22 protein-coding genes are annotated in these 24,444 nt (G+C 74.5%); 14 read left to right on the plus strand and 8 right to left on the minus strand.

Features of this window, described 5'->3' with window-relative positions; translation table 11 throughout:
* Positions 1–2: 2 nt before the first annotated feature.
* Genes ABT158_RS46575 through ABT158_RS46585 form a run of 3 tightly spaced genes read left to right on the plus strand, consistent with a single transcriptional unit; the run spans position 3 to position 4,797 of the window.
* Positions 3–1,373, plus strand: coding sequence for a M1 family metallopeptidase (locus ABT158_RS46575; protein ID WP_352365111.1), 1,371 nt, complete (start codon positions 3–5; stop codon positions 1,371–1,373).
* Positions 1,370–3,583, plus strand: coding sequence for a right-handed parallel beta-helix repeat-containing protein (locus ABT158_RS46580; RefSeq protein WP_352365113.1), 2,214 nt, complete (start codon positions 1,370–1,372; stop codon positions 3,581–3,583). The genes ABT158_RS46575 and ABT158_RS46580 overlap by 4 nt, the downstream gene beginning before the upstream one ends.
* On the plus strand, positions 3,580–4,797 hold the full coding sequence (locus ABT158_RS46585; RefSeq protein WP_352365115.1) for an alpha-L-fucosidase: 1,218 nt from the start codon (positions 3,580–3,582) through the stop codon (positions 4,795–4,797). Before ABT158_RS46580 ends, ABT158_RS46585 begins: the two co-directional genes overlap by 4 nt.
* Before the next feature lie 58 nt (positions 4,798–4,855).
* Here ABT158_RS46585 and ABT158_RS46590 read toward each other — a convergent pair whose 3' ends face one another.
* Complete coding sequence (locus ABT158_RS46590; RefSeq protein ID WP_352365117.1) at positions 4,856–5,572, minus strand: MBL fold metallo-hydrolase; 717 nt, start codon at positions 5,570–5,572, stop codon at positions 4,856–4,858.
* Positions 5,573–5,676: 104 nt separating this feature from the next.
* On the opposite strand from ABT158_RS46590, the gene ABT158_RS46595 reads away from it, so the two are divergent.
* A complete protein-coding gene (locus tag ABT158_RS46595; protein ID WP_352365119.1) occupies positions 5,677–6,609 on the plus strand; it encodes a LysR family transcriptional regulator in 933 nt (310 codons plus the stop codon).
* Between the two features lie 88 nt (positions 6,610–6,697).
* Here the strand turns inward: ABT158_RS46595 and ABT158_RS46600 are convergent, their stop codons facing one another.
* Positions 6,698–8,152 carry an MFS transporter gene (locus ABT158_RS46600; RefSeq protein ID WP_352365120.1) on the minus strand — a complete coding sequence of 485 codons (1,455 nt, stop codon included), beginning with the start codon at positions 8,150–8,152 and terminating at the stop codon, positions 6,698–6,700.
* Positions 8,153–8,236: 84 nt separating this feature from the next.
* Between ABT158_RS46600 and ABT158_RS46605 the strand changes: the two genes are divergently transcribed.
* Together ABT158_RS46605 and ABT158_RS46610 are read left to right on the plus strand one after the other, a co-directional pair.
* Positions 8,237–9,067 carry a helix-turn-helix transcriptional regulator gene (locus ABT158_RS46605; protein ID WP_352365122.1) on the plus strand — a complete coding sequence of 277 codons (831 nt, stop codon included), beginning with the start codon at positions 8,237–8,239 and terminating at the stop codon, positions 9,065–9,067.
* Positions 9,068–9,158: 91 nt separating this feature from the next.
* On the plus strand, positions 9,159–9,347 hold the full coding sequence (locus ABT158_RS46610; RefSeq protein WP_352365124.1) for a hypothetical protein: 189 nt from the start codon (positions 9,159–9,161) through the stop codon (positions 9,345–9,347).
* 127 nt (positions 9,348–9,474) lie between these two features.
* Here the strand turns inward: ABT158_RS46610 and ABT158_RS46615 are convergent, their stop codons facing one another.
* Positions 9,475–10,287 (minus strand): MurR/RpiR family transcriptional regulator, encoded by an 813-nt coding sequence (locus ABT158_RS46615; protein ID WP_352365126.1) that lies wholly within the window; start codon positions 10,285–10,287, stop codon positions 9,475–9,477.
* A 55-nt stretch (positions 10,288–10,342) separates the two neighbouring features.
* Here ABT158_RS46615 and thrC point away from each other — a divergent pair, with 55 nt between their 5' ends.
* The 8 genes from thrC (at position 10,343) to ABT158_RS46655 (ending at position 17,215) form a co-directional block, all read left to right on the plus strand.
* Positions 10,343–11,407, plus strand: a complete 1,065-nt coding sequence (gene thrC, locus ABT158_RS46620; RefSeq protein ID WP_352365128.1) for a threonine synthase — start codon at positions 10,343–10,345, stop codon at positions 11,405–11,407.
* A 98-nt stretch (positions 11,408–11,505) separates the two neighbouring features.
* Positions 11,506–11,928, plus strand: coding sequence for a nuclear transport factor 2 family protein (locus tag ABT158_RS46625; protein WP_352365130.1), 423 nt, complete (start codon positions 11,506–11,508; stop codon positions 11,926–11,928).
* 163 nt (positions 11,929–12,091) lie between these two features.
* Positions 12,092–12,607: a (2Fe-2S)-binding protein gene (locus ABT158_RS46630; protein WP_352365132.1), complete on the plus strand. Its 516-nt coding sequence runs from the start codon at positions 12,092–12,094 to the stop codon at positions 12,605–12,607.
* Positions 12,604–13,599, plus strand: a complete 996-nt coding sequence (locus ABT158_RS46635) for an FAD binding domain-containing protein (protein WP_352365134.1) — start codon at positions 12,604–12,606, stop codon at positions 13,597–13,599. The genes ABT158_RS46630 and ABT158_RS46635 overlap by 4 nt, the downstream gene beginning before the upstream one ends.
* Before the next feature lie 64 nt (positions 13,600–13,663).
* Positions 13,664–14,641 (plus strand): prolyl aminopeptidase, encoded by a 978-nt coding sequence (gene pip, locus ABT158_RS46640; protein WP_352365136.1) that lies wholly within the window; start codon positions 13,664–13,666, stop codon positions 14,639–14,641.
* A 107-nt stretch (positions 14,642–14,748) separates the two neighbouring features.
* A complete protein-coding gene (locus tag ABT158_RS46645; RefSeq protein ID WP_352365138.1) occupies positions 14,749–15,429 on the plus strand; it encodes a LuxR C-terminal-related transcriptional regulator in 681 nt (226 codons plus the stop codon).
* On the plus strand, positions 15,426–16,610 hold the full coding sequence (locus tag ABT158_RS46650; RefSeq protein WP_352365140.1) for a sensor histidine kinase: 1,185 nt from the start codon (positions 15,426–15,428) through the stop codon (positions 16,608–16,610). Before ABT158_RS46645 ends, ABT158_RS46650 begins: the two co-directional genes overlap by 4 nt.
* 98 nt (positions 16,611–16,708) lie before the next feature.
* The gene (locus tag ABT158_RS46655; RefSeq protein WP_352365142.1) at positions 16,709–17,215 is read left to right on the plus strand and encodes a DUF2690 domain-containing protein; all 507 of its coding nucleotides are present in this window, start codon (positions 16,709–16,711) and stop codon (positions 17,213–17,215) included.
* A 49-nt stretch (positions 17,216–17,264) separates the two neighbouring features.
* Here ABT158_RS46655 and ABT158_RS46660 read toward each other — a convergent pair whose 3' ends face one another.
* The 5 genes from ABT158_RS46660 to ABT158_RS46680 all read right to left on the minus strand — a co-directional run bounded on the left by ABT158_RS46660 (position 17,265) and on the right by ABT158_RS46680 (position 24,372).
* Positions 17,265–18,839: a serine/threonine-protein kinase gene (locus tag ABT158_RS46660; RefSeq protein WP_352365144.1), complete on the minus strand. Its 1,575-nt coding sequence runs from the start codon at positions 18,837–18,839 to the stop codon at positions 17,265–17,267.
* Between the two features lie 71 nt (positions 18,840–18,910).
* On the minus strand, positions 18,911–21,700 hold the full coding sequence (locus tag ABT158_RS46665) for an FAD-binding and (Fe-S)-binding domain-containing protein (RefSeq protein WP_352365146.1): 2,790 nt from the start codon (positions 21,698–21,700) through the stop codon (positions 18,911–18,913).
* A 20-nt stretch (positions 21,701–21,720) separates the two neighbouring features.
* Entirely contained in the window at positions 21,721–22,734 is a 1,014-nt protein-coding gene (locus ABT158_RS46670; RefSeq protein WP_352365148.1) for a zinc-dependent alcohol dehydrogenase, read from the minus strand.
* A complete protein-coding gene (locus ABT158_RS46675) occupies positions 22,734–23,582 on the minus strand; it encodes a fumarylacetoacetate hydrolase family protein (protein ID WP_352365150.1) in 849 nt (282 codons plus the stop codon). Before ABT158_RS46675 ends, ABT158_RS46670 begins: the two co-directional genes overlap by 1 nt.
* A gap of 25 nt (positions 23,583–23,607) precedes the next feature.
* Positions 23,608–24,372 carry an IclR family transcriptional regulator gene (locus tag ABT158_RS46680; protein ID WP_352365152.1) on the minus strand — a complete coding sequence of 255 codons (765 nt, stop codon included), beginning with the start codon at positions 24,370–24,372 and terminating at the stop codon, positions 23,608–23,610.
* Positions 24,373–24,444 lie beyond the last annotated feature (72 nt).

A 24,444-nucleotide genomic window follows, 5' to 3' on the forward strand; every position in this document is an offset into this window, starting at 1 on the left:
CCATGAAGCGGACCGTCCTCGCCCTCGTCGCGGCCGCGCTGCTCGGCACCGCCGCCGCCGTACCCCCGTCGCCGGGCTCGCCCGGGGTCGGCGACCCGCTCTTCCCGACGCTCGGCAACGGCGGCTACGACGTGCGCCACTACGACGTCTCCTTCGACTTCACCCCGGTCACCTACGACTTCTCCGGCGTCGTACGGTTCACCGCGAAGGCCACCCAGGCCCTGTCGTCCTTCAACCTCGACACCGACGGGCACGTGATCGACGCCGTCACCGTCGACGGCCGGCCCGCCGCCTGGGCCCTCTCCGCCGGGCAGAGCGGCCAGGAGCTGACCGTCACGCCCGCCGAGCCGCTGCGCGAGCACGTCCCGTTCGCGGCCGAGGTGCGCTTCCACGGCAACGGCAAGGCGCCGCGCGCGGGCCTGACCGGCTGGCGCTTCGGCCCCGACGGCGGGTTCGCCGCCGCCGCGCAGTCCAGCAGGGCCGACACGTTCTTCCCCGTCAACGACCACCCGTCGGACAAGGCCACCTGGACCTTCCGCGTCACCGCCCCCGAGGGGTACGTCGCCACCGCCAACGGCGAGCTGACCGGCCGCGACGGCGGCACGTGGACGTTCGAGGAGCGCGAGCCGATGGCCTCGGAGCTGATCGGCCTCGCCGTGGTCAAGGGCACGTACGTGTACGGCACCGGCCCGCACGCGCTCCCGCTGCGGCACGTCGTCCCGCAGGGCCAGGAGGCCAGGTACGCGCCGATCGCCGCCGAGACCGGCGCCCAGATCGCCTGGGCGGAGGCCAGGTTCGGCCGGTTCCCGTTCTCCACGTACGGGGTGCACATCTACCCGGGGTACAGCGACGCGCTGGAGAACCAGACGCTGTCGCTGTTCGGCACCGGGTGGTTCGACCGGCCCACGTACTCCAACACGATGGTGCACGAGCTCGTCCACCAGTGGTTCGGCGACTCGGTGACCCCCGCCACCTGGCAGGACGCCTGGCTGAACGAGGGCCCGGCCGTCTACTACGCGGCCGTGTGGGCGCAGGAGCACGGCGGCCAGCCGCTGGCCGACAGGATGCGCGGCGTGTACGCCAAGCTCGACGAGGTCCGCGCCAAGGACGGCCCGCCCGGCAGGCCGAAGGGCCTCGGCGGCTACAACATCTACGACGGCGGCGCCCTCGTCCTGTACGCCCTGCGCACCGAGGTCGGCGAGGAGACGTTCGACCGGATCATGCGCCGGTGGGTGCAGCGCAACAAGGACGGCAACGCCTCCACCGAGGACTTCATCGCCCACGCCGCCGCCACCGCCCACCGTCCCGCCCTGGACGGATTCCTGCGCGCCTGGCTCTACGGCCCCCAGAACCCCCCGCTGGAGGGAATGTGAACACCGCGATCGCCCTCGCCCTGACCCTGGCCCTGCCCCCCGCGACCCCCGCGGCCGCCCCGGCCGCCCCGGCCGCGAAGGTCTTCCACGTCGCCCCGGACGGCCGGTCCGCGGCCTGCAACCAGGTCAACCCGTGCTCGCTGGAGACCGCGCGGGACAAGGTCCGCGAGGCCCTGGCCGGCGGCATGGACCGCGACGTCGAGGTCCGCCTGGCGGGCGGCGTCTACCGGATGGCCGCGCCGCTCGTCCTGGACCGGCGCGACTCCGGCCCCGAGGGGCACACGGTGACCTGGACCGCCGCCCCCGGCGCCCGTCCGGTGCTGTCCGGCGGCGTGCCGATCACCGGCTGGCGGCAGGAGGGACGCCTCCAGGTCGCGCCCGTTCCCGAGGGCCTCTCGCCCCGGCAGCTCTTCGTCGGCGGCGTACGCGCGGTCCGGGCCCGCGGCGGGTCGTGCCCGGCCTCGACCTGCGACGCGACGAAGACGGGCATGACCGGCGCGGTGCAGAGCGGGGTCGCGGGCTGGGCCGACCCGGCCAACGCCGAGGCGGTCATCAAGGTCAGGTGGCGGAACTACCGCTGCCGCATCGACCGCGTGGACGGCGACGTGATCACCTTCGTCCAGCCGTGCTGGACGAACTCCGCGAGCGGCACCGGCCGCACCGGGCCCGCGTGGGACTCGACGACGGTCGACTCCTCCCGGTACTCCAAGGTGTCCTCCTTCGAGAACGCCGCCGAGCTGCTCGACGAGCCGGGCGAGTTCGTCTTCGACCGGACCGCCCGTACCGTCTCCTACCTGCCCCGGCCGGGCGAGCGACTGGACGACGTGATCGCGCCCGCCACCGAGACCTTGCTGCGCCTGGAGGGCGCGAGCCGGGTCAGGGTCGCCGGGCTGGGCTTCGAGCACGCCGCCTACCGGCAGCCGGACACCGCCGAGGGGTACGCGGGCACGCAGGGCGGCCTCACCCTGACCGGCGCCACCGGCCCCGAGGACCACGCCGGCCGCTTCTACACCAAGCCGGCCGCGGCCGTCGTCGTGCGCGGCGGCCGGGACGTGACCGTCGACGGAGCCGCGTTCGCGCGCCTCGGCGGCGCCGGCGTGATCCTGGAGGGCGGCACCAAGGACTCGGCGGTCACCGGCTCGACGTTCACCGACCTGTCCTCGGGCGCGGTCTACGTCGGCGACACCGAGCCCACTCCCCCGGCCGAGCTGCGCGGCGAGCGCAACACCGTGGCCCGCAACACCATCACCTGGACCGGCCGCGAGTTCACCGACGCGGTGGGCGTCTGGGCGGGCTACGAGTCCGGGCTGCGCGTGGACCACAACACGCTGGAGAAGCTGCCGTACTCGGGCGTGTCGGTCGGGTGGGGCTGGAACCAGCCGGTGGCCCAGAACCCGGACATGCGCGACAACCGGATCACCGGCAACAGGATCGTGGACGCCATGATGGTCGCCGAGGACCAGCACGACGGCGGCGCGATCTACACCCAGGGCCCGCAGCCCGGCACGGTGATCTCCGGCAACTACCTCAACCGGTCGGCGTACGGCAACACCGAGCGCGACGGCAACGGCGTCTACCTCGACGAGCAGAGCTCGCACATCACGGTCGAAGGCAACGTGATCACCCGCGTCGGCTACAAGTGGATCTCCAACTGGGCCGGGTACGGCATCGACAACCTCGCCACCGGCAACTGGACCGACACCACCGCGCCGGAGCTGTCCGGCCGCGGCTCGCGGCAGGTGGACAACCACACCGCCCTGGACCGGCTGCCCGACGCGGCGCTCGCCGTCGCCGCGGCGGCGGGCGCGCGTCCCGGCCCGGTCGAGCAGCTCGAACCCGACCTGGCCAGGACGGGCACCGCGACCCAGTCCGCCACCGAGGGCACCGCGGCGGCCGCCGGCGCCCTCGACGGCTCCACGGTGACCGACACCAGGACGACGTCCGCGCCCGGCTCCTGGTGGCAGGTCGATCTGGGCGGCCCGCACCGGATCGGCACGGTGGAGATCTGGAACGACGCCTCGATGACCACGGCCGACGCCGAGCTGCTGGTCTCGGCCACGCCCGACTTCGCGCAGGCCACCCGGGTGCCGCTGCCGGGCCGGGCGCTGCGCCCGTCCGTGGTCGCGGTGGACGCCGAGGGCCGGTACGTGCGGATCCAGCGGACCGGCACCGGCAGGATCGGCCTGTCGGCCGTCATGGTGCACCCATGAGCTGGTTCACGCAGGCCCGGTTCGGCCTGTTCATCCACTGGGGCATCTACGCGGCTGCCGCCCGCCACGAGTGGGTGCAGTCGTACGAGAAGATGGACGACGAGCGCTACCGCCGCTACCTCGACCACTTCGACCCCGACCTGTACGACCCGGCCACCTGGGCCGACGAGGCCGTCAACGCCGGGATGAAGTACCTGGTCGTGACGGGCAAGCACCACGACGGCTTCTGCCTGTGGGACTCCGCGCTGACCGATTTCAAGGCCCGCCGCGACCTGCTCGCCCCCATGCTCGACGCCTTCAGGGAGCGCGGCCTGCGTACCGGCCTGTACTACTCCCTGCTCGACTGGCACCACCCCGACTTCCCCAACGACCTCTACCACCCCCGCCGGGAGGAGGACCTCGGCGAACGCGACATCGCCAAGTACGCCGACTACCTGCACGGCCAGGTCCGCGAGCTGCTGACCCGCTACGGCCGCATCGACACGATGTGGTTCGACTTCTCCTACGCCGGGCGCGGGTTCGGCGCCAAGGGCCCCGACGAGTGGCGTTCGGCCGAGCTGGAGCGGATGGTCCGCGAGCTGCAGCCGGGCATCCTCGTCAACAACCGGCTCGGGCTCGGCGGCGGCGACTTCACCACGCCCGAGCAGGTCATGCCGCCCGGCGGCGTGCCCGGCCACCGGCCGTGGGAGGCGTGCCAGACGCTCAACGGCAGCTGGGGATACCACCGCGACAACCAGGACTGGAAGCCGGTCGAGCTGCTGGTGAAGATGCTGGTCGACACCGTGTCCAAGGGCGGCAACATGCTGCTGAACGTCGGCCCGAACGCCCGGGGCGAGTTCGAGCCGCGGGCCCTGGAACGGCTGCGCGGGATCGGCGCGTGGATGCGCCTGCACGCACGGTCCATCCACGGGGCGGGGCCCGCGGAGTTCGAGGCCCCGCCCGACTGCCGCTACACCCGGCGCGGCGACCGGCTCTACCTGCACCTGCTGTCGTGGCCGATGCAGCACGTGCACCTGCCCGGCCTCGGCGGCCGGGTGGCCTACGCCCAGTTCCTGCACGACGCCTCGGAGGTGCCGTTCGTCGAGATCGACCCGAAGGAGCCGTTCCACCACTACCTGCGCGGCCTGCCGGAGGACACCCTGACCCTGCGGCTGCCGATCACCCGCCCCGACGTGACGATCCCGGTCGTCGAATTGTTCCTGCGACCTGGCTAGCCCCTGGGGCGGGCCCGGCGCATGGCCGGCGCCTGAAGAGGACGGCTGAGCAGCGGGTTCAGGCGGGGATGCCGGCGGCTGCCTTCCGGAGGGCGGCGCCGGCGTCCGTGACGGGGTCGCCGTGGCCCACGCAGGCCGTCCGGACGTCCAGGCCGGCCAGCCGCCGGAACGAGCGCAGCATCTCCGCACGGTCCATGTTGAACACGCCGGGCATGACCAGCCCGGACACGTGCGCCACGGTGTCGCCCGTGAAGAGGACGCCGTGCTCCGGCAGGTGGAGGGCGATGCTGCCGGCGGTGTGCCCGGGGGTGGCGATCACCCGGGCCCCGCCGCCGAAGTCGATCACGTCGCCGTCCGCAAGCTCGCGGTCCACCCGGCACGGCGGCGCGGGCGGCAGCAGATCGGCGCCCAGACTGTGATGCAGGGCCCGCTCCTCGTCGGTGAAGTTCGGCGGCGGGGCGGGCACGTCCCCCCGGATCACCGGGGCCTCCAGGCGATGGGCCATCACCGTGACCTCGCCCCACGCCGTCACGTCCGCCGCGCCGCCGCAGTGGTCCTCGTGGTAGTGGGTGAGGACGACCCGCCGTACGGCGTCGGTGCGCAGCCCGAGCCGGCCGATCGCCGCGGCGATCTCCCCGGCCGAGGTGGCGATGCCCGTGTCCACCAGGGTGAGCGCACCGCCGTCGTTCCACAGGTACGCCTGCCCGAACGTCAGCCGCAGCAGGTGCAGGCGCCGGTCGACCTCCACGACCTCCATCGCGGGACCCCCTCTCATCAGCACGAATGTCAGGCAACAGGTAACCGGTCCGCCGACGGCACTGTCCAACACCCATGGGACCGCGGATTGACAACCGATGGTTGTCGGTGCAGGGTCTGGGCGTGGAAGCAGACGTCTCCGGCGTACGCGCCTTCATCGCGACCGCCGAAGAGCTGCACTTCGGCAGGGCCGCCGCGCGCCTGTTCATCACCCAGCAGGCGTTGTCGAAACGCGTCCGCAGGCTGGAGGACGCCCTCGGCACGCCGCTGTTCGATCGGACCACCCGGTCCATCGAGCTGACCGCCGCCGGAAGGCGGTTCCTGCCCTTGGCCGTGGCGGCGGTGGCGGCCTTCGACGAGGCCGTGGGGGCGGTCCGCGTGGTGGACAGCCCCGTCCGCGTGGACGTCTACGACGAGCGCTTCACGCCCCTGCGCATGGTCAGGGAGGCGAGCGAGCGCGACCCGCGGCTGCGCGTGGAGGTGAGCATGCGGCAGGGGCTCGCGGTGGCGCTGCCGGCGCTGCGCCGCCAGGAGATCGACGCGGCCTTCGGACGGGCGCGCGACCTGCCGTGGCCGGAAGAGCTGGCCCGGCGGCTGGTCCACCTGGAGCCCCTGGCCGCGTTCGTCCCGGAGGATCACGCGCTCGCGCACCTGAGCGAGCTGCGGCCCGCCGACCTGCGGGCGGGCGGCATCGCGATGCCCGACCCGGCGGGCGCCGCCGAATGGCGCGCCTATCTGGGACGCCTCGCCGGCCGCCTCGGCGTCCCCTTGCGCTTCACCGAGCCCGCCATCGGCCAGGGGCACCTGGTCCAGCAGTTCCTGCGCGAGAAGAGCGCCGTCGGCCTGGGTGAGTGGAGCATCGGCGCGGCGGGGAGCGGGCTGCGCCGCATCCCCATCGTGGACCCGATCCCGCTCCTGCCGTGGTGGGTGGTCTGGCACCGCCGCAACCCGCACCCGCTGCTCCGTACGCTGCTCGGCCGGCTCCCACGCGTGAGCCCGCCGGACCCCTCGGACGGGCGGCACTGGATCCCCGACGCCGACCGCGCCCTTCCATAGGGTCGCCCGGCGCCTCCGCGGCCGGACCCCGGCCGGCAGACCGCGCGGGAGACGCCGGGCGCGGCCTGACCGGCGGCATGTGGGCCGTTCACGCGTGCGTCCTTCGTGGCCGGCGAGAGGTGGCGCGGAGCAGGGCGTACCCGATCACCAGCGAGCCGGCCAGCACCACGCCGGCGTCCACGGCGGCGGCCAGCCGGACACCGCTCAGCAGAGCCGGGGCCGGGGCCTGACCGGCGGCCCGGAGCGCGGACACATGCGCCATGCAGATGGCGCTGAGGATCGGGGTGCCGACGGTGATGCCGATCTGCTGGGCGCTCGTCACCAGCCCGGTCGCGAGCCCCTGAGCCGTGTCGGGAAGCCCGGACGTCACGGTGACGCCGTAGGAGACCACCACCGACATGTGGCCCACGGAGGCCAGGCAGATCACGGCCAAGGCCGGCCAGGCACCCTCGGTCACGGTCATCGCGGCGGTGCAGACGCCCTGCAGGGCCAGCCCCGCGACCAGCGTCCGCCCCGCGCCCAGCACCCGGATCACCGAGGAGGACACCATGCCCGTCACGGCCAGGACGACGCCCTGGCCGCCGAAGAACAGACCTGTCCACAGGGGTGACAGCGCCACGACGTCCTGCAGGTAGAGAGTCAGCAGGAAGATGAACGAGCTCATCATGGAGAAGGTGACCAGGCCGCCCAGGCTGCCGAAGGCGACCGTGGGCCTGCGCAACATCGTCAGCGAGACCAGCGGCTGCGCGGCTCGCGACTCGATGACCACGAACCCGCCCAGCAACAGCACGGCCGCCGCCATCGCCACCGCCCTCACCGCTCCCGCCGCCGACAGGGCGTAGATGAGGCAGACCAGGCCGCCGCTGACGGTGGCGGCTCCGGGCAGATCCAGCCGGGGAGCGCGGGCGCCCCGGCTCTCGGTCAGCAGGCCGGGCGCCGCCACGGCGAGGACGCCGCCCGCGACGGCCAGCAGCGCCATCGTCGAACGCCAGCCCAGCGTGTCGGTCATGGCGCCGCCGACCAGCATGCCGACGGTGAAGCCGAGCGAGAGCACCGACCCGCTGACGCCGAGCGCCCGGTTGCGCTGCGGCCCTTCGGCGAAGGTCGTCGTCAGCAGCGACATGCCGGTGGGAACGACGGCGGCCGCCCCCAGCCCCTGCAGGACCCGCCCCGCGACGAACACCCCCGGGTTCCAGGCGAGTGCGGCCACCACGGAGGCCACGGTGAACAGCAGGACGCCGCCCAGGAAGAGCCTGCGCCTGCCGTACAGGTCCGCCATGCGGCCGAACAGCAACAGGCATCCGCCCGAGGGCAGCGCGAAGGCGGTGACCGCCCATTGCAGGTCGGCCTGTTCCATCCCCAGATCCCGGCCGAGATCGGGCAAGGCCACATTTAGAATCGAAAAATCCAAAGAAATGATGAATTGCGCGGCGCACAGGACGGCGAGGATGAGTTTGGCACGCGTGGTGAACCGGGCGCCGTGCTCCCCGGCGGAGGTTCCGGCACCGGCTTCGGCGTCCCTGGACAAGGGGTCGATCGTCATGGCGTCCACGCTCGGCCATCACCCGTCCGCGCGGGGAGAGCGTGGTGACACCGGTGGTGGCACCACCAGTCGAAGCGGTGCGCGGTGAGGTCGGGCGAGGAACGCCGCCGGGACCTGCGCGACTTCCTGGTGAGCAGGCGGGCCCGCGTCAGCCCTGACTCCGCCGGCCTGCCGGCGGGCGGGCGGCGGCGCACGCCCGGGCTGCGCCGTGAGGAGGTCGCGGTGCTGGCCGGGGTGAGCCCGAGTTGGTACCAGTGGCTGGAGCAGGGGCGCGACATCAACGTCTCCGCCCAGGTGCTGGACGCGGTGGCCCGGGTCCTGCGGCTGGACGAGGCCGAACGGCGGCACCTGTACACGCTGGCCGGGCTCAATCCGCCGCCTCCGGCCGGACACCCGCACGCCTACTGCGAGGGACTGCAACGACTGATCGAAGCCTGGGACCCCAAGCCGGCGACCATGCTGGACGCCTCCTGGAACCACGTGGCCTGGAACGAGTCGGCCCGGCTCGCGCTGGACATGACGCAGGCCGAGCGCAACTGCCTGGTGGGCTTCTTCCACGACCCGCGGTACCGACGCCGGGAGCGGGCCTGGCAGGACCTGGCGCCGACCGTGGTGGCGGCCTTCCGCGCCGCGGCGGCCGAGCAGCCCCGCGATCACGACATCCACGACGTGGTCCGCGCACTGGACGCGACCAGTCCCGAGTTCGCCCGGCTGTGGGCCCGACAGGACGTCCAGGCGGCAGGAATCTGGATCAACGAGGTCGATCATCCCGTCGTGGGCACGCTGACCTTCGAGAGCAGCCAGATGAGGCTGCCCGCCAGACCCGACCTGACCATGGTGCTGTACAACCCGCTGCCCTGCACCGACACCGCCGACAAGCTCGCCTGGCTGCGCTCCGTCACCGCGCCCGTCTGAGACCGCCTGCCGCGACCGAGCGGACCGATCGTTACACAGACCGCACGGTCCGCACCGGACGGCACGGAGACCGAGGTCTGGGCACCGGAGGGTGGCGCAGGTCATCTACCGCTTCCACCATCTCACCAGGCAGGCGCGCTCGGTCTGCGGCAGCGGCAGCGGCACCGGTTCCGGCGGGAAGCTGCACATCGCGATGATCCTCACGGCCCCCGGCAGCTCCAAGTCCAAGACCGTCGAGATCGAGGCTTCGGGACGCACCCCCCGAAAGGACTGCTTCTAACCCCTACGAGCGCAGGCCGCGGCGTCGCGGCGAGATCGCCGAGCTGCTCGTCCACCGCGAGGCGCGAGGCCGGGAGTTGTCGCGGCTGCTGCGGGCCGGGGCGTGAGCCTGCTCTTCTGCAGGCGGCTCACAACGTCTCGGTGAGCGCGTCGAGGTCGGCCAGGCGTCCGGCCGGGTCGAGGCGGGCCGCCACGGCGACCAGCAGCAGCTCGGTGACGGCGATCTGGTGCGCGAGCGGCGCGAGCGGCCCTGCGGCCTCGCGCGGCAGCCTGATCAGCACCTCCGCCCGCGCCGCGAGCGGCGACTCCCAGGCGTCGGTGATCAGCGCCAGCCGCGCCCCGCGGGCGCACGCGGCCTCGGCGAAGCGGGCCGTCGCGGGGGAGTAACGCCGGAAGTCGTACGCGACCACGGCCGCGGAACCGCCCAGGTCGAGCAGCGTACGGGCACGCGCGGACGCCGAGTCGGGCACCCGATGCGCCCCCGGACGCAGGCCGGCGAGCTGCCTGATCAGGTACTCGGCGGCCAGCTCGCTGAGCGGCCCGCCGAGCGCCCAGACCGACGCGGCTCCGGCCAGCAGGTCGCCGACGGCGTCGAGCAGGGGCTCGGTGACGGCGGCGAGGGTGCTGTCGAGCCCGGCACGCAGGTCTTCGGCGGCCCGCCGGGTGCCGGGCGGACGGGCGACGAACTCGCGCAGGCGCGACCGGTCGCGGACGCCGTCGCGCACGGCCGCCTGGAACCCGGCGAATCCCGCGTACCCGAGCCGGTCGAACAGCCGGGAGGCGGTCGGCGGGCTGACCCCGGCCCGCTCGGCGAGCGCGCGCAGCGAGCCGAGCGCGGCGAAGGGGTGGTCGTCGAGCAGCACCCGCACGACGGCCCGCTCCCCCGGCGGCAGCTCGGGGTAGACCGCGTTGAGCCGGGTCGTCACGGGATCCTCATCCATGCTGACAAATGTTACACGTGGCGAAGCACACGAAACAAATGTTACGGTCGCCGGTATGAGTACCTGGAACGGACTGATCGACAGCGGCTACCGGCGCTGGCTCCCGGTCACCCCCGGCACGCCCGCCGTCTCGCTCAACGAGGGCAACACCCCGCTGCTGCGCTCGGCGCACCTGTCCGCGGTGACCGGCTGCGAGGTCTGGCTGAAGGTCGAGGGCGCCAACCCCACGGGGTCGTTCAAGGACCGCGGGATGACCGTGGCGATCAGCAGGGCCGCCGAGGCCGGGGCCGAGCTGGCCGTGTGCGCCTCCACCGGCAACACCAGCGCCTCGGCCGCCGCCTACGCCGCGCGCGCCGGGCTGACGGCCGCCGTGCTCGTGCCGAAGGGGCAGGTCGCGCTCGCCAAGCTCGGGCAGGCGGTCCGTTACGGCGCGCGGATCGTCGAGATCGGCGGCACGTTCGACGACTGCCTGCGCGTCGCCCGCGAGCTGGCCGCCCACCACCCGATCGCGCTGGTCAACTCGGTCGGCAACGAGCTGCGGCTCGCGGGGCAGCGCACGGTCGCCTACGAGATCGTGGACGCGCTCGGCGACGCGCCCGACATCCACTGCCTGCCGGTCGGCAACGGCGGCAACATCACCGCCACCTGGGGCGGCTACCAGGCCTACGAGCAGGAGGGGCTGTCCGGCCGGTCGCCGCGCATGTGGGGCTTCCAGGCGGCGGGGGCCGCGCCGCTCGTCCACGGCACGCCGGTCGCCGACCCCGAGACCGCGGCGAGCGCGATCCGCATCGGCAGCCCGGCCACCTGGGACGGCGCGCTCGACGCCCGCGACCGGTCCGGCGGGCTGATCGCCGCGGTGACCGACGCGCAGATCTTCGAGGCGTACGAGCTGGTGGCGCGGCGCGACGGCGTCTTCGCCGAGCCCGCCTCGGCCGCCGGGATCGCCGGCCTCCTCGACCAGCACGCCCGGGGCAACCTCGCGCCGGGCCAGCGGATCGTGATCACACTGAGCGGCAACGGCCTGAAGGACCAGGACGCCTCCCTGCGCGACGGCTACACCGCCACGGAAACCAGTTCGGCCACCTCGGCCGTGGCCCAGGCCCTCGGCCTCGCCGCCTGATCCCGGGCGCGCCCCAGCGGCTGCGCGCCGCCGGGATGCCGCCGGCGGTTACCTCCGGGGTAATCGACGGCGTTCAGGCGGGTCGCGAGACTGGGGGCATGGAGAGGGACACGCGGGACATCGTGCAGGAGTTGTTGCGGCGGATCGGCGCGGGCGATCCGGAGCGGACGGCGGAGTTGTTCGCCGAGCCGGTCGACTGGCAGCTCAGCTGGCCCGTCGAGGGGCATCCGGCGGTGCCGTGGATCCGGCCCCGGTCCGGGCGGGCCGAGGTGGCCGAGCACTACCGTTCGCTGGCGTCGCATCACGTGCCCGAGCTGAACGGCACCACGGTGCGGCAGATCCTGGTCGACGGGCCGGACGCCGTGGTGCTGGGGCAGATCGTGCAGACCGTGCGCGCGACCGGCGTCTCCTACAGCACGCCGTTCGCGCTGCACCTGACCGTCGAGGGCGGCCTGATCACGCGCAGCCACATCTACGAGGACAGCCTGACGGTCGCGGAGGCCATGACCGCCAAGGGGTGAGCCCCGGGGAATGCCGGTGCGGGCGACGGCGGGATCCTCGCCCGATGATCCGCATTCGGCAATGCCCGCCACCGTTTTGCCCCTCGGCCGGCGCATGGACCACGTCGCCCCGCCCGGTGCGGGTTACGGTGATCGCCACAGTCCGTACGGCCGGAGGGATGGGATGGACGGCCGCGCCCCGCTCCCCCTGCGCGTCAACGGCCGGCCGCACGAGCCGCCGGCGGACCCGCGCGTGTCCCTGCTCGACTTCCTGCGCGAGCATCTCCGGCTGACCGGCACGAAGAAGGGCTGCGACCAGGGGGCCTGCGGCACCTGCACCGTCCTGGCCGACGGCCTGCGGGTCTACGCGTGCCTGCTGCTGGCCGTCCAGTGCGAGGGGATGGAGATCGTCACCGTCGAGGGCCTGGCGGACGACGAGGTGGGCGCGCGGGTGCAGGAGGCGTTCGTCCGGCACGACGCCCTGCAGTGCGGGTACTGCACGCCCGGCCAGGTCTGCTCGGTCGCCGGCCTGCTGGCCGAGCTGCGGGACGGCGTGCCCAGCGCCGCGACGCCCGACCTGACCGCTCCCCCGCGCGAGCTGACCGACGCCGAGCTCGGCGAGCGCATGGCGGGCAACCTGTGCCGGTGCGGGGCGTACCACCACATCGCCGCCGCCGTCCGGGAGGTCGCCGCGAGGTGAGGGAGTTCGCCTACCTGCGGGCGTCCAGTGTGGCGGAGGCCGTCGCGATGATGGCCGCGACGCCGCCGGACGGCGGCCCGGCCCGCTACCTGGCCGGCGGGACGAACCTCGTCGACCTCATGCGGGAGGAGGTCGAGCGGCCGGGCCGGGTGGTGGACATCTCGCGCCTGCCGCTGTCGGCCGTCGAGGACCTGCCCGGCGGCGGGCTGCGGCTCGGCGCGCTGGCCGGCAACACCAAGGTCGCGGCCGACCCGCGGGTGCGGCGGCGCTATCCGGTGCTCGCCCGCGCCATCCTGGCGGGCGCCTCGCCGCAGTTGCGCAACCGCGCGACCGTGGGCGGCAACCTGCTGCAGCGTACGCGCTGCCGCTACTTCTACGACACCGCCGCCGCCTGCAACAAGCGCGTGCCCGGCGCGGGGTGCGACGCGCTGGAGGGCTTCAACCGCGCGCACGCCGTCCTGGGGGCGAGCCCGAGCTGTGTCGCCGTCCACCCCTCGGACATGTGCGTGGCCCTGGCCGCCCTCGACGCGACCGTCAACCTGACGGGGCCGCGGGGGGCGCGGAGCGTGCCGTTCACCGGCTTCCACGTCCTGCCCGGCCGGACGCCGCAGGTGGAGACCGTGTTGCGGGACGGCGAACTGGTCACGAGCGTGGACCTGCCGCCCGCCCCGCCGGGGCGCGGGGCGTACGCGAAGGTCAGGGACCGGGCCGGGTTCGCGTTCGCGCTGGTGAGCACGGCCGCGCTGCTGCACGTCGAGGACGGCCGGATCGTGTTCGCGCGGGTCGCGCTCGGCGGGGTGGCGCACAAGCCGTGGCGCGCCCACGCCGCCGAGGACCTGCTGACCGGCGCCGTGCCGGACGCGTCCGCCTTCGCGCGGGCCGCCGGCGTGGCGCTGGCCGAGGCCCGCCCGCTGCGGCACAACGCCGTCAAGCCGGTGCTGGCCGCACGGCTGCTCCGCCGCACGCTCGCCGAGCTCGCGCGCCCGTCATGAAAGCGCCCGCACTTGCGCGAATCGGCCGCGCGCCGGGCGGCCGGGGCGAGTAGGTCTGGTAGCCATGACGCAGATGACGTTCTACCCGCCCGTCGAGCCCTACGAGAGCGGCCTGCTCGACGTCGGCGACGGCCAGGAGATCTACTGGGAGACCTGCGGCGACCCCGGCGGCAAACCGGTCGTGCTGCTCCACGGCGGTCCGGGCGGCGGGCTGCTGCCCGTGCAGCGCCGGTTCTTCGACCCAGCCGCCTACCGGATCGTCCTGTTCGACCAGCGCAACTGCGGGCGCAGCCGCCCGCACGCCGCCGACCCCGGGGTGTCGCTGGCGGCCAACACCACCTGGCATCTGGTCGCGGACATGGAGCTGCTCAGGCGGCGGCTCGGGATCGACCGCTGGCAGGTGTTCGGCGGCTCGTGGGGGGCGACCCTGGCCCTGGCGTACGCGCGCCGCCACCCGAGCCGGGTGACCGAGCTGGTGCTGCGCGGCGTCTACCTGGCCGGCGCGGCCGACGAGGCGTGGGCGTTCACCGGTTCGGGGGCGGCCCGGCTGTTCCCGGCGGAGTGGGCGGCCTTCCGCGACGCGATCCCGCAGGCCGAGCGGGACGACCTGCTCGGCGCCTACCACCGCCGCCTGTTCGACCCGGACCCGGAGGTGCACCTGCCGGCGGCGCGGGCGTGGGCGGCGTGGGAGCTGGCGGCCAACACGCTGCTGCCCGCACCTCCCCCTCCGCTGACGGACCGGGAGGTGCTGGGCTTCGCCCGGATCGAGGCGCACTACTTCACCCGGCGCTGCTTCCTGCGGGAGGGCGAGCTGCTCGACGTGGCGGCGATCCGGGACGTCCCCTGCGTCATCGTCAACGGCCGCTACGACATGAAGACGCCGCCCGACGCCGCCTGGGAGCTGCACCGCGCCTGGCCGGAGGCCGAGCTGCGGATCGTCGAGGACGCCGGCCACGGCGGCGCCGAACCGGGCACGCTGCACGAGCTCGTCAGGGCCACCGACGGCTACCGTCCGAACGCCCGTGCACCACAGGATTCATGATCTACAATACGAACTTGTAGTGGTTTTGCAGGACTTGCTGGTCTTGCGCACTTCTGCTCACCGTTGTTGACATGTCACCTCGTTCGCAGCCTGCCGCGGAGCAAGACGTGATCCGGATCGCCGTGATCGACGACCACGAGCTGATCCGCCATGGGCTGGAGTACCTCCTGCACCGGCACGAGGACCTGCAGGTGGTGCTGCGGGGCTCGTCCGTCGGTGACCTGCGCGGCTTCGACGCCGGGTACGACGTGCTGATCCTCGACCTCTACCTGGCCGAGGACCGGCCGTGCCTGGCCGCGGTCAAGGAGCTGTCGGCCGTCACGCGGGTCCTCATCGTGTCGGCCTCCGGACGGCCCGCCGACGTGCTGGCGGCGATCCGCTGCGGAGCCAACGGGTACGTCACCAAGGACGCCCCCTCCGAGCTCATCGTCGCCGCCGTGCGCACGGTGGCCGCGGGCGGCTTCTACCTGTCGGCGGGCCTGGCCGACATCCTGCAGAGCGAACTGGACGACAACACCCGCCCGCCCGCCGGAGCCGACGGCTCGGAGGGCGGCGCGGGGGGCGACTCAGCAGGCGACGCCCGGCCCCGGCTGTCGGCGCGGGAGGAGGAGACCCTCTCCTACATCGCCCAGGGCTTCACGCACGCCCAGGTGGGCCGCCGGATGGGCGTCAGCAAGGCCACAGTCGACACCTACGTCGAGCGCATCAGGGCCAAGCTGCAGGTCGGCAACAAGGCCGAGCTCACCCGCGCGGCGCTCAACCGGCTCGAACGCCGCGACCGGCCGTGAGCCCCCCGCGCCCGCCGCGCCCGCCCGGGACGGCGGTCGCCGGCATGGAGCGCAGCCGGGCCCTCACCATGGTGGTCGTCCGGGTGGGCGCGCTGGTGTTGTGCGGGTCGCTGGAGGTGCTGGGCGACGGGCGGTGGCTGACGCTCGGGCCGCTGCCGTACCTGCTGGGGGCGATGGGCGCGGTCAGCCTGCTGGTGTGCGTGGTCACGGCGGCCCGCGCCGCGCTCGCGCCGCGGGCGCTGCTCTGCGCGGACCTCGGCCTGGTGACGGTGGCGGTGCTGGCCGCCGGTCACTACGCGGGCTCGCGGGTGACCGACGGCTGGCCGGGCACGGTCCTGCCGTACGTGCTGCTCGTCGGCATCATGGCGGGCATCTCCTTCCGCACGTTCCCCGTCGTGCTGGCGTGGACGGCGGCGCTGGGCGGCGCGCTGGTCCTCGGGTACGTCCAGGCGGACCTGGCGTGGTGGGCCGGGCTGCCGCACGTCGCCGGGCTGACCACGAACGCCACGATGGCCGCGTACGTCATGCGCATCCTGTTCAGGACCGCCGGCGACCTGGACCGGGCCAGGGCCGAGGAGCTGCGCCGATCGGCGCAGCTGTCGCAGGAGCGCGAGCGCGGCAGGACGGCCCGCGTGCTGCACGACCGGATCCTGCAGACCATGGAGGCGCTGACCCGCGACGGCTGGATCGCCGACGCCTCGGTCAGGGCGCGGGTGGCGGAGGAGTCGCAGTGGCTGCGCGCCTTCCTGCGCGGCGACGACCGCGACCCCTCCGAGGACGTCGTGGCCGCCCTGGAGGAGGTCGTGCGGCAGGCGGTCGGCAGCGGGCTGCGGGTGGAGTTCAACGCGGGCCGGCTGCGTTCGGCGCCGGAACGCGAGGGCATGCCGGCCGAGGTCGTCGAGGCGCTGAGCGGCATCCTGCGCGAGGCGCTGACGAACGTGCGCAAGCACGCGGGCGTGCGGCACGCCGTGGTGCGGGCCGAGTGCCGGGCCGGGACGCTGGCGCTCAGCGTGCTCGACCACGGCAGCGGCTTCGACCCGGACGCGCCGACGACCGGCCTCGGCATCGCCCGTTCCATCCGGGAGAGCGCCCGCGCGGTGGGCGGCAGCGCCGACGTCGAGACCGCTCCCGGCGAGGGGACGCTGGTGTCGGTGCGCATCCCCTTGCCGTCGGGCGAATGACGTCCCGCCAACGCACCACAGGTCGCATGACAGATCCGGGCGGGCCGGCCGGTCCACAATCGTGCCGACGAACCCGATCTCTCCCTGGAGGTGGCGACATGCGATCACACCGGACGGCGGCCGTGCTGGCGGCGGCGGCCCTGGCCCTGTTCCCGGTCACGGGGGCGACCGCGGACGACGGCCCCGCGAACGGCCGGCCGGCCGCCCGCAGCTGCTCCGGCACGGCCTGCGACGGCAAGGACCCGGCGCTGACGGGCTGCACGACAGGCTCCTCCACCGTGGCGTCCAAGTGGGTCCGGGCCTTCGGCGGCTACCTCGAACTGCGCTACGGCCCCGGCAAGAACGGCACCTGCCAGGTCAACTGGGCCAGGTTCACCAAGCAGGGGCAGGGCGCGGACTACAACGTGTGGGTGGAGCGCAGGCCGGTCGGCCGCTCGGCCGGCTACGACGACAAGAACCTCACCCAGTATTCGGGCGGCGACGAGGGCACCGGGGTCATCTACTCCGACCAGGTGTACGCGCCCGAGGTCCCGGCGCGGGCCTGCGTCGAGCCCGCCCGCGGCCGCCGCGCCGCCGGCTCGTCCGTCTGCACGGACGCCGTCTGACCCGGCCCGCGCGCCTCCCGCCGGTGGGGGGTGGGAGGCGCGCCGTGGATCAGCCGAAGCCGTCGGGGCACAGGAAGCTCTTGATCGACGCGGGCGCGCTCGCCACCAGCGCCGGGCGGCCCTCCAGGGAGCAGAAGTTGCTGCCGATCTGGGCGTCGAGGAACCGGGAGGCGTTCCGCCGGGCGATCAGGTCGATGGCGCCGACGCTCGGGGAGGACAGCTCGGCGGCGACCCAGGAGCCGACGCAGCGCTTGCGGGCGACCACGGCGTCCTGCGGGAGGCTGCCGCCGTTCTGCGCGGCGGCCTCGCGCAGGATCGAGCCCGAGGAGGCGCACGGCAACGTGCGGGGCCTGCTCTTGCTGGGCGTCGCCTCGGGCGTCTCCTCGGGCGTCTCCTCCGGCGTGCCGGTCTCGGTCGGGGTGTCCTCCGGGGTGGGGCTCTCCTCGGGGGTTTCGCTCTCCTCCGGGGTGGCGGGCGGGTCCGCGGAGGTGGCGGGCGGGTCGGTGGAGGCGGAGGTGGACCGGTCGTCCGGGGACGGCAGCGCCTCCGGCGTGCCGGCCGCGTTCAGCGCGAACGCCGCGCCGACCGCCACGACGGCGACGACCGCGACCACGGCGGCCGCCACCGGCCACGCCCGCGCCCGCCCCCCGGACGGCGGCGGCCCCAGCGGCCCCTGCCCGCCGGACGAACGTGGCCCCAGCGGCCCCTGCCCGCCGGAGGGGGGCGGCGTCAGGGGCAGTGTGCCGGGCGGGGGTGGCGGGGGTGTCAGAGGGAGCGTGCCGGACGGGGGCCGCGGCAGGAGGAGCGTGCCCGACCGGAGCGCGCCGAGCAGCTCCGCCGCCCCGGGACGCGCCGCCCTGTCCTTGGCGAGCGCCGCCCGGACCAGGTCGCGCACGCCCTCGGGCACCCCCGACAGGTCGGGATCGACGCTCATGACCCGGTAGGCGAGCACGTCGGGCGCCCCCATGCCGAACGGCGGCCGCCCGGTCGCGGCGTAGACCATCAGCGCGCCCCAGGCGAAGACGTCGGCGGCGGCGTCGGCCTGGTCGCCCCGGTACTGCTCGGGGCTGATCCAGCCGGGCGAGCCGATGAGCGCGCCGGTGCCGGTCAGCCCGCTCTCGTCGAGGGCGCGGGCGATCCCGAAGTCCAGCACCTTGGCCCCGGACGCGGCCAGGATCACGTTGCCCGGCTTGAGGTCGCGGTGGACGATCCCGGCCCCGTGGATGTCGGTGAGCGCCTCGGCGATGTCCACCCCGAACGCGACCAGGTCGTCCGGCGGCAGCGGCCCGTGGTCGCGTACGTGCTCGGTCAGCGTGGGGCCGGGCACGAACTCGGTGGCCAGCCACGGCGGCGAGGCGGCGGTGTCGGCGGACAGGACCGCGACCGTGCACCGCCCGCGCACCCGCGACAACACCTCGACCTCGCGCACGAACCGGTCGTGGAAGTGCGGGTCGGCGGCCAGCCCCGGATGGATGACCTTGACCGCGACCCGCCCGCCGTCGGGCGCGACCCCGGCGTAGACCACGCCCATGCCGCCCGCGCCCATGCGGCCCACGATCCGGTACGGACCGATGCGCTCGCGTTCGTCCATCTCCAGGGGGCCGAAGCCGCCGGGGTCGCTCATCGTGCTCCCGATCGCCGGATCTTCGCAACAGCGACGATCTTATTGACACATCGGTGTAAAGCGCGCCCCCCTCAGGCGGTCGCCTCGTCGAGGAGCTCCAGGAGATGCCGGTAGGTCCGGCCGGTGGCGCGGGTCAGGCCCAGCTCGCAGGTGCGGTTGACCGAGGCGTGCGCGGCGCAGCCCGCCTCGGCCACGGACGCTGCCTCGGCGCGGGTGGCCGAGGCGGTCAGCTCGGGGTGCAGCAGGCCGCGGTCGCCGGCGAAGCCGCAGCACTGCCATCCGTCCGGGACCACGACCTGCTCGGCGACCGCCTCGGCGAGGCGGGTGACGGCGGCGTCCAGGCCGAGGCGGGTGGAGGAGCAGGTCGGGTGGAGCGCCAGCGACGGCAGGCGGCGCGCCTGCGGCAGGCGGGGCAGGACGTGCTCGGCGGTGAAGGCGACCGCGTCGACCACCTGGAGACCGGGCACCAGGTGGGCGTAGCCCTCGGTGCAGGAGGCGGCGTCGCTCACCACGGGCAGCCGGCCGCCGTCGGTGGCGCGCGCGAGCACGTCCCGGACGCGCTCGCCCATGGCCTCGTGGCCGCCGGCGAAGCCCTTGGACGACCACGGGGTGCCGCAGCACAGGCTCGCGATCTTCTCCGGGACGTGCAGCGTCAGCCCGGCGCGGGCGGCCAGGCGCTGGAAGGCGGTCATCACGCCGGGGCCGCCGTCCGCGGGGGCGAACAGGGTGTTCAGGCAGGACGGCAGGTAGACGGCGTCGGCGTCGTCCGCCGGGGACGGGCGGCGCCTGGTGCCGCCGCGCGGCAGGTCGCGGCTCCACCGCGGGACGTCGTCCGCGCCGGCCAGGGCGCGGGCGGCGCGCGAGGCGGCCTCGGGCAGCGCGGGCGGGACCGCGGCGGCGGTGTCGAGGGCCAGGTTCATCGCGCGGGTGACGCCGTCCCAGTGGCGGGCGGCGCTCGTCCAGGCGCGCTCGGCGGCGCGGCCGTGGCGCTCGGCGCGCAGGCGTTTGGTCAGGTCGCCGGTGTTGATGAGGACGGGGCAGGCGGTGGCGCACATGCCGTCCACGGCGCAGGTGTCCACGGCGTCGTAGGCGTAGGCGTCTTCCAGCTCGCGGGCCAGGGCGTGGTCGCCGGCCGCCTGGGCCGCGGCCAGCTCGCGGCGCAGCACGATGCGCTGGCGCGGGGTGGTGGTCAGGTCGCGGCTGGGGCAGACGGGCTCGCAGTAGCCGCACTCGACGCAGCGGTCGACCTCGGGCTCGACGGTCACGACGGTCTTGAGGTCGCGCAGGTGGGCCTCGGGGTCGTCGGTGAGGACGACGCCGGGGTTGAGCGTGCCGGCCGGGTCGCACAGGCGTTTGACCTCGCGCATCACCTCGTACAGCTCGTCGCCGTACTGGCGGCGCACGAACGGGGCCATGACGCGGCCGGTGCCGTGCTCGGCCTTCAGCGTGCCGCCCCTGGCCAGGACGGCCTCCACCATGTCCTCGGTGAACTCGGCGTAGCGGTCGAGGTCGGTGGCGAACCGCTCGTTGAGCATGAAGTGCAGGTTGCCGTCCTTGGCGTGGCCGAAGACGACGCTGCGCTCGTAGCGGTGCTCGGCGAACAGCCGGGTCAGGTCGTCGCACAGGTCGGCCAGCGCCGGCACGGGGACGGCGACGTCCTCCAGCAGGGCGGTGGTGCCGCTGGGGCGGGCGCCGGCGACGGTGGCGTACAGGCCCTTGCGGATGTGCCACAGCGCGGCCCGGCCGCCGGCCTCCCTGCTCAGCCGGGCGGGGGCGGCCAGGCGCAGCCCGGCGAAGACCCGCTCGGCGGTCCGCTCCCGCTCGGTGAGCAGCCCGGCGTCGGACTCCTGCCATTCGACCAGCAGCGCGGCGTGCTCGGCGACGGCCATCGCGCGCAGCGTCCCGTCGGCCTTGGGGTCGGTCTGGGCGACGCGCAGGGACTCGGCGTCCAGCAGCTCGACGGCGGCGGGCCCGGCGGCGACCAGCTCCGGCACCGTGGCCATCGCCTCGCGCAGCGTCGGGAAGACGAGCAGGCCGGTGGCGGCCAGGCGGTGGGCGGGGACGGTGCGGAAGACGGCCTCGGCGACGAAGCCGAGGGTGCCCTCGCTGCCGATGACCAGGTGGGCGAGGATCTGCGCCGGGCCGTCGTGGTCGAGGAAGCTGTTCAGGCCGTAGCCCATGGTGTTCTTCAGCGAGAACTGCTCCTGGACGCGCCGCACCGAGCCGGGGTTGCCGCGGACGCGGTCGCGCAGCCGTTCCAGACCGGCCGCGAGGTCGGGTTCCAGGGCGCGCAGCCGCTCGTCGGCGTCGGGGGCGCCGGTGTCCAGGACGGTGCCGCTCGGCAGCACCAGCGTCATCGACTCCAGCGTCCGGTAGGTGTTGGCGTGCGTGCCGCAGGTCATGCCGCTGGAGTTGTTGGCGACGACGCCGCCGATGGTGCAGGCCGACTCGCTGGCCGGGTCGGGGCCGAGCTTGCGCCCGTACGGGGCCAGGCGGGCGTTGACCTGCCGCAGCACCGCGCCGGGCTGGACCCGTACCCGGGCGCCGTCGTCGAGCACCTCGATCGAGCGGAAGTGCCGGCGGGTGTCCACGAGCAGGTGCTCGCTGACGCCCTGCCCGCTGAGGCTGGTGCCGCCGGAGCGGAAGGTCAGCGGCAGGCCGGTGCGCAGCAGCGCGGCGACCTGGCCGGCGCTCTCGGCCACCAGCACGGCCTGCGGGGTGAGCAGGTAGTGGGAGGCGTCGTGGGCCATGCCGAGCCGGTCGCTCGCGCGGGCGCGGGTGATCCCCGGGACGGCCGTCTCGACCGCCGCCAGGACGGCGGCGTCCGGCGCGTTCAGCCGTCGCGGTTCACGGTGGGTCATGCTCGTGCTCTCTTCCAGGTTCATTGCCGGGGATCGATGTGGATCTTGGGCCCCGGGCCGGCGCCGGGCGGTCGCCGTCCGGCCAGCACGCCGGCCGTCTCGGCGAGCCCGACGGTGGCGGCCACCAGCGGACGGGCGTCCACCGAGCCGGCGGCGTAGGCGTCGATGGCCCCGGCCAGCCCCGCCGAGCCGCCCAGGACGCCGACCGCGGTGACGTCCTTGAGCACCAGCTCGCGGGTGTCGAGCGTGGACGGCGTGCCGGCCAGGCCGATGTAGACGACGCGGCGGGCCGGTTCGGCCAGGCCGAGGGCGAGGGCGGGCATCGCGGCGGCGTTGGTGGCGTCGATGACGGCGTGCCAGGGCAGGGCGGGCAGCGTCGCGCGCGTCCAGGTGTGCCGGAACCCGAGGCCCGCGGCCAGGCGCAGGTCGGGCTCGGCGCGGCCCATGAGGTGCACCTCGGCGCCGCCGGCGCGCGCGAACAGCGCGGCCAGCAGCCCGATCGTGCCCGTGCCCAGAACCAGCAACCGCTCCCCCGCCTCCAGCCCCGCCGCGCGAACGGCGCGTAAGGCGTTGCCACCGGGCTCGACCAGCGCGCCCGAGGTAGCGTCCACCGTATCGGGCAGCCGGTGGAGCGCCGCGACCGGGACGGCGACCCGCTCGGCCAGCGCGCCCGCGGCGCCCCGGCTGATGCCGAGCTCGGCCAGGTCGGGGCACACGTGGTGGCGGCCCTGGCGGCAGCGGTCGCAGCGCCCGCAGCCGAGCATGGTGTCGCCGACGACCCGCCGCCCCAGCCACGACGGGTCCACGCCCGCGCCCAGCTCCGCGACGCGCCCGCACCACTCGTGGCCGGGGCGCAGCGGGTAGCGGGAGCGGCCGGTGCGCAGGTAGCTCATCCCGCCGCTGAACAGCTCCATGTCGGTGCCGCACACGCCGGCGCGCTCGACGTCCACGACCACCTGGCCGGGCCCCGCCGACGGGGGCTCGACCTCCTGGACCTCGGCCGCGCCCGGCCCGGTCAGGACGAGCGCCCGCACTACCGGGGCTCCACGACCCGCTGGCGCTGGCTGCCGAGCCCGTCGATGCCTAGCTCCATGACGTCGCCCGGCCGCAGCCAGATCTGCGGGTCGTGGCCCATGCCGACGCCCGGCGGGGTGCCGGTGTTGATCAGGTCGCCGGGCTCCAGCACCATGAACTGGCTCAGGTGGTGCACGATGACGTACGGGTCGAAGATCATCGTCTTGGTGCTGCCGGTCTGGCGGCGCACGCCGTTGACGTCGAGCCACATGCCCAGGTCGCGGACGTCGGCCAGCTCGTCGGGGGTGACCAGCCAGGGGCCGGCGGGGTTGAACGTCTCGGCCGACTTGCCCTTGCTCCACTGGCCGCCGCGTTCCATCTGGAAGGCCCGCTCGCTGACGTCGTTGACCACGCAGTAGCCGGCGATCGCGGCCGCGGCCTCCTCGGGCGAGTCGAGGTAGGAGGTGCGGCGGCCGATCACGATGCCGAGCTCCACCTCCCAGTCGGTCTTGGTGGCGCCGCGCGGGATGCGCACGTCGTCGTCCGGGCCGACCAGGGTGTTGGGCGACTTGGTGAACAGGATCGGCTCGGCGGGCACGGCCTGGCCGGTCTCGGCGGCGTGGTCGCGGTAGTTCAGGCCGATGCACAGGATCTGGTGCGGGCGGGCGATCGGCGCGCCGACGCGCTCGCCGGCGAACGCCTGCCGCGGGCCCGTGGCGACCCGCTCGGCGAGCAGGGCGGGGCCGCCGGCGGCGAAGAAGCGCTCGTCGAAGTCGGGGGTGAGGTCGGAGACGTCGACGTAGTGGTCGTCGTCCACGCGGACGACCGGCTTCTCGGCGCCGGGCGCGCCGATGCGCATGAGGTACAAGGGGATCTCTCCGGTTCTGTACGGGTCAGGGAAGGTGGCGCCCGGCGACGACGGCGCGGATGGCCGGCACGTCCTCGACGAGCACGCTCAAGGGGGTGCGGTAGGCCAGGCCGCTGATGCTGACCGCGCCGCTCGGCACGGTGGGCGAGGTCAGGTACGCCGGGACCGCCACGCAGTTGACGCCCGGCTCGTTCTCCTGGTCGTCGGCCGCGTAGCCCTGCTCGCGGACGCGTACCAGCTCGGCGTGCAGCTCCTCGGCGGTGCCGACCGAGCGTTCGGTGGGCCGCTCCAGCCGCCGGTTGCCCACCCAGGCGCGCACGGCGGCCTCGTCCCGCAGCGTCTCGGCCAGCAGCATCTTGCCGACGGCGGTGCAGTGGGCCGGGTTGCGCCCGCCGACGACCGAGGTCAGCCGGACCGCGCCGGACGGCGGGTCGAGCTTGGACCGGTAGACCACGGACGTGCCCTCCAGCACGGCGTAGTGCACGGTCTCGCCGTAGCGGTCGCACAGCGCCTGGAGGATCGGGGTGACCCGGACGTGGTCGGGCCGGGCCTCGTGGTGGGCGAAGGCCATGCGCAGGAACTCGTCGCCGAGTACGTACCGGCCGTGGCCGTTCTGGGCGGCGAGCCCGGCGCGGCGCAGCGCGGCCAGGGCGCGGTGGGCGGTCGGCTTCGGGCTGGACACGGCGCGGGCCATCTCCTCCAGGCCGATGCCGTCGGGGTGCCGGGCGAGCTCGGCCAGCACGGCCAGCACGCGGTCGGCCCCCACCAGCTTGGCGTCACCGTCGGACATGTTCCGAAGGTTAGACCACCGTTCCGGAAAACGGAAGTTTGCCCCGATCGACCCCAGCGTTGACGCAACCAA

This window comes from Nonomuraea sp. NPDC001636 (genome assembly GCF_040298265.1).
In the GTDB taxonomy this organism is placed as follows: Bacteria; Actinomycetota; Actinomycetes; order Streptosporangiales; family Streptosporangiaceae; genus Nonomuraea.

Coding starts and splice junctions, on each gene's coding strand:
- ABT158_RS46660 (WP_352365144.1), bottom strand. CDS start 18,839: ATGAGCGACCCCGGCGGCTTCGGCCCCCTGGAGATGGACGAACGCGAG.
- ABT158_RS46600 (WP_352365120.1), bottom strand. CDS start 8,152: ATGACGATCGACCCCTTGTCCAGGGACGCCGAAGCCGGTGCCGGAACC.
- ABT158_RS46630 (WP_352365132.1), top strand. CDS start 12,092: ATGGACGGCCGCGCCCCGCTCCCCCTGCGCGTCAACGGCCGGCCGCAC.
- ABT158_RS46665 (WP_352365146.1), bottom strand. CDS start 21,700: ATGACCCACCGTGAACCGCGACGGCTGAACGCGCCGGACGCCGCCGTC.
- ABT158_RS46590 (WP_352365117.1), bottom strand. CDS start 5,572: ATGAGAGGGGGTCCCGCGATGGAGGTCGTGGAGGTCGACCGGCGCCTG.
- pip (WP_352365136.1), top strand. CDS start 13,664: ATGACGCAGATGACGTTCTACCCGCCCGTCGAGCCCTACGAGAGCGGC.
- ABT158_RS46575 (WP_352365111.1), top strand. CDS start 3: ATGAAGCGGACCGTCCTCGCCCTCGTCGCGGCCGCGCTGCTCGGCACC.
- ABT158_RS46655 (WP_352365142.1), top strand. CDS start 16,709: ATGCGATCACACCGGACGGCGGCCGTGCTGGCGGCGGCGGCCCTGGCC.
- ABT158_RS46615 (WP_352365126.1), bottom strand. CDS start 10,287: ATGGATGAGGATCCCGTGACGACCCGGCTCAACGCGGTCTACCCCGAG.
- ABT158_RS46625 (WP_352365130.1), top strand. CDS start 11,506: ATGGAGAGGGACACGCGGGACATCGTGCAGGAGTTGTTGCGGCGGATC.
- thrC (WP_352365128.1), top strand. CDS start 10,343: ATGAGTACCTGGAACGGACTGATCGACAGCGGCTACCGGCGCTGGCTC.
- ABT158_RS46585 (WP_352365115.1), top strand. CDS start 3,580: ATGAGCTGGTTCACGCAGGCCCGGTTCGGCCTGTTCATCCACTGGGGC.
- ABT158_RS46680 (WP_352365152.1), bottom strand. CDS start 24,372: ATGTCCGACGGTGACGCCAAGCTGGTGGGGGCCGACCGCGTGCTGGCC.